This window comes from Peptoniphilus indolicus ATCC 29427 (genome assembly GCF_000227315.1).
Classification (GTDB): Bacteria; Bacillota; Clostridia; order Tissierellales; family Peptoniphilaceae; genus Peptoniphilus; species Peptoniphilus indolicus.
Genome location: NZ_JH165061.1, coordinates 466,483 through 470,017 on the forward strand (window position 1 = coordinate 466,483; position 3,535 = coordinate 470,017).

Consider the following 3,535-nt stretch of genomic DNA (forward strand, 5'->3'; position numbering starts at 1 on the left):
CTGAGATACAATTGGTGCACACAGGGGGATTCGAACCTCCGGCCTACGCTTTAGGAGAGCGTTGCTCTATCCTACTGAGCTATGTGTGCACAACTTGATATCGTGATAATTTTAATTTAAATTTTATAAAAAGTCAAATCAGTAAATTTAAACAAAAAGTAGGAATATCTTAGAAGTTTGGTCACTTTACTATGATATAATTTCATTGGTGAGAATATGTTAAAATTAGATTTAAAATTACAACCAAAACTAAATATTTCAAATGGTCTTATTCAATCATTGGAAATTCTTTCTATGAATTCTTTTGAACTTGAGACATTTTTAAAAGATGAAAGTGAAGAAAATGTGATGTTGGATTTTAAATCTAGGCTAGAAGATGAAAGATATGTCAAGAGTTTAAAATCTAAAGTAGGAAGTGTAAATCACTCTGAAAATTTTATAGAAGAATTGGCTTTTCAAGAGATTGATTTGACAGAATATCTACTTGAACAACTTAGAGAGTGTGAGATAGATAAAGATATTGCAAAGATAGTTCACTATTTGATTTTAAATTTAGATGAGTCGGGATATTTAAAAATTAAATTGGAAGAAGTTGCTAAAACTTTATCGCAAAGTATAGAACAAGTTAAAAATGCTCATTCTATGTTGTTAAAATTCGAACCATTGGGGATTGGAGCAAGAAATTTATCTGAATGTCTTATAAGTCAGGTTCCAAAATCTGAAACTAAGTTAAGAGAATTAATAGAATTTCATTTGGAAGATGTTGCAAAAAATAAAATATCAAAAATTGCAGAGAGCTTAGGGGTAACTGAACAAGAGGTTACGCTTTTAATTTCTTCGTTGAAAAAGTTAAATCCTAAGCCGGGGCAAGCTTACCAAACTCAAAAAAGAGTGGAATATGTAATTCCGGATGTATTTGTTGAAGTGGATAATAGGGATGTCTTAATAAAGATGGACTTAGTAAACAATATTCATCTAAATGAAAGTTATTTAAATATGTTATCAACTGAAATAGATGAAGAAACTAAGGAATTTTTAAAAAACAAGTTAAATAGAACTGTGCTTTTGATGAAGTCTGTAGAGATGAGAAATAAGACTTTGAAAGAAGTTATGGAGTATGTAATAAATCATCAACGAGATTTTTTCATATATGATTTGCCGCTTAAACCATTGAGACAAAGAGATGTTGCAAATGATTTGAGCATATCTATTTCAACTGTTTCAAGGGCGATAAATGGGAAATATTTAGAGTATAAAAAGGGTGCGATTGCTTTAAAAAGTTTATTTGCAGGAGCAACTTTAAGTAATACAGTGTCAAAAGATTATATTAAAAAGAAGATAAGAGAGTTGATAATGGCTGAAGATAACTCAAAACCTCTTTCAGATAGCAAAATAGTTGCTATTTTAGAAGAAGATGGAATTGAGATAAAGAGAAGAACAGTTCAAAAATATCGTGATGAATTGGGAATAGCCTCATCACAAGTTAGGAGAAGGTATGAGAAGACGACGTAGGAGACGACGTGGAGGATTCTTCTTTTTTAGCAGTTTTTTATTTATTCTCATAATATTTATGGTAATTTCAAGAGAAGCAGATAGAGAAACTGTAGATAGGAAAAGAGAATATTTGGATAATACAACTTATCTTGCGGTGCAGACGGCAAATAATTTTGGATTATTTCCATCAGTGGTGTTGGCGCAATCAGCACTCGAATCAAACTTTGGAAATAGCGAGTTGTCCAACACAAACAACAACTATTTTGGAATTAAAAGAGGAAATAGTAAAGATTATGTAGATTACAAAACCACTGAATATATAGACGGGAAAGAAGAAACTTTAAGCGCTTCATTTAGAAGTTATAATACCAAGACTGAAAGTTTTGAGGACTATGCAAGGCTGATAACCGGAGCTAAGAGGTATAAGAGTGTAAAAGAGGCCGGAAGCTATGAAGAAGCTTGCAGAGCACTACAAAAGTCTGGATATGCAACGGACCCAAGGTATGCCGAAAAAATTATTTCAATAATAGAAAGATACGAACTACACAATTTAGATTAAAATAGAAACGCCAACATTGATATTTCAAGTAATTTGGTTAATATCAGCGTTGGAGTTTTTTTCTAATCATTTTATAAAGTGCAATTGCTAATTTAATTATAATACTATAGAAAAAGAATTTTATGGTTTCAGTTTTACCGACAGTTTTAATTAAAATATCTTCTTTTGAAACATGAATTAATTTGACTAAAAATTGCTCGGTTGCGACAGTACCAATTAAAGATTTATCTTTAGTGACAAATTGTGAGCTTAATTTATATTTATTAAAAACATTGCTTTTTAGATAGTTTAAAAATAGTACGTTGCCATTTTTTCTGTAGACATAAACGATTGTATTACCGGATTTATTAGTTAATTCACTTTGATATGAATTAAAATTATTTTGAGTAATAATTTTCTTGTTATTATCTTCAACACTTTTAATAGGATAAAGATTTACTCCATCTATGACTAAATACAGCAAAATTATCACAATCAAATATAAAAGAATTTTTTTAAAGAGAGTATGATTTATTTCCAATTTGCTCACCCTCTTTAGAATATAACAAATTAAATAAAGTAGTAAAGATTAATTTTATTCAAAAAGCTAATCTCTTCTCCACATCATAAGACGCTCTAAAAGTTCTTCATTTTCAGATAATCCATAGTCTTCCAATAGTTCATCAGATGCATAGTCCAATTTTTTAGAAGGAACATCATCAACGCTAAATCTTTCTGTTTCGTCTTCCATAACTTCATTTTTATTTTTAATTTGCTCTTTTGGTTTTTCAGAGTCTGTTTGTGTCGGTTCATATTCTTCATAAGATTCACTCAATCTTTTAACAAGAGAGTACACCAAATTCAAATCTTCATCATCAAAAGTTCTAATTATTTTATTTATAGTAAGTCTTAAATCGTCCATAAGTCACCTCAAAAAATTTAAAATACAAAAATGGAATAAAATATTACCACGTTGGTTTAAAATTAATCCATTTAAAAGATTAATATTTACTTTTTTATTACGATGGTTTAATATTATTCCAAAGTAGAAACGGATACTTTTTTATTATACAGAGTTTTAGCGAACAAAACTTGGCATGAAATTTGCTTATACATTTAATGAGAACATAGGAGGAGTCATGCAAATCAAAAGGGTTAAAATAATATTTAACATTAACCGACCGCATCTGACCTTCGATATTCTAAAAGTTTTACAAATTCATGACGTACCGATTCTTTCAATGGAAGTCTATAGTAATGTAATTTATCTGAAACTGCCTGATATGTCAAATAAAGTTTATGAGTCAGTTTATGCAGAATGGGAAAACGTCTATGGATTTGATCACATTGAAGAAATTGACGTAATGAGTTTTGAAGAAAAAGATATTGAAATGAAGTCGGTTCTCAACTTGATTACAGAAGGGGTGATGTTACTTAGCAAGAAAGGAACAATTGAATATGCAAATAAGTTTGCGAGAGAGTATTTTGTAAATATTGAAGATG

The 3,535-nt window shown here is 29.7% G+C and carries 4 protein-coding genes, 1 tRNA gene and 1 pseudogene; 3 read left to right on the forward strand and 3 right to left on the reverse strand.

The window, feature by feature from the left end; all coding sequences use genetic code 11:
* Positions 1-12: 12 nt before the first annotated feature.
* Positions 13-89 (reverse strand) — tRNA-Arg (locus HMPREF9129_RS02185).
* 127 nt (positions 90-216) lie between these two features.
* Here HMPREF9129_RS02185 and rpoN point away from each other — a divergent pair.
* Both rpoN and HMPREF9129_RS02195 read left to right on the forward strand, forming a co-directional pair.
* Complete coding sequence (gene rpoN, locus HMPREF9129_RS02190; protein ID WP_004819872.1) at positions 217-1,512, forward strand: RNA polymerase factor sigma-54; 1,296 nt, start codon at positions 217-219, stop codon at positions 1,510-1,512.
* The gene (locus HMPREF9129_RS02195; protein ID WP_040552161.1) at positions 1,496-2,053 is read left to right on the forward strand and encodes a glycoside hydrolase family 73 protein; all 558 of its coding nucleotides are present in this window, start codon (positions 1,496-1,498) and stop codon (positions 2,051-2,053) included. The genes rpoN and HMPREF9129_RS02195 overlap by 17 nt, the downstream gene beginning before the upstream one ends.
* A gap of 43 nt (positions 2,054-2,096) precedes the next feature.
* On the opposite strand, the gene HMPREF9129_RS02200 is transcribed toward HMPREF9129_RS02195, so the two are convergent.
* A complete protein-coding gene (locus tag HMPREF9129_RS02200; RefSeq protein ID WP_040552162.1) occupies positions 2,097-2,573 on the reverse strand; it encodes a hypothetical protein in 477 nt (158 codons plus the stop codon).
* 66 nt (positions 2,574-2,639) lie between these two features.
* Entirely contained in the window at positions 2,640-2,954 is a 315-nt protein-coding gene (locus HMPREF9129_RS02205) for a hypothetical protein (RefSeq protein WP_004819877.1), read from the reverse strand.
* Between the two features lie 361 nt (positions 2,955-3,315).
* Here HMPREF9129_RS02205 and HMPREF9129_RS11635 point away from each other — a divergent pair.
* A pseudogene (locus HMPREF9129_RS11635) lies at positions 3,316-3,535 on the forward strand (sigma-54 interaction domain-containing protein); the annotation flags it as partial.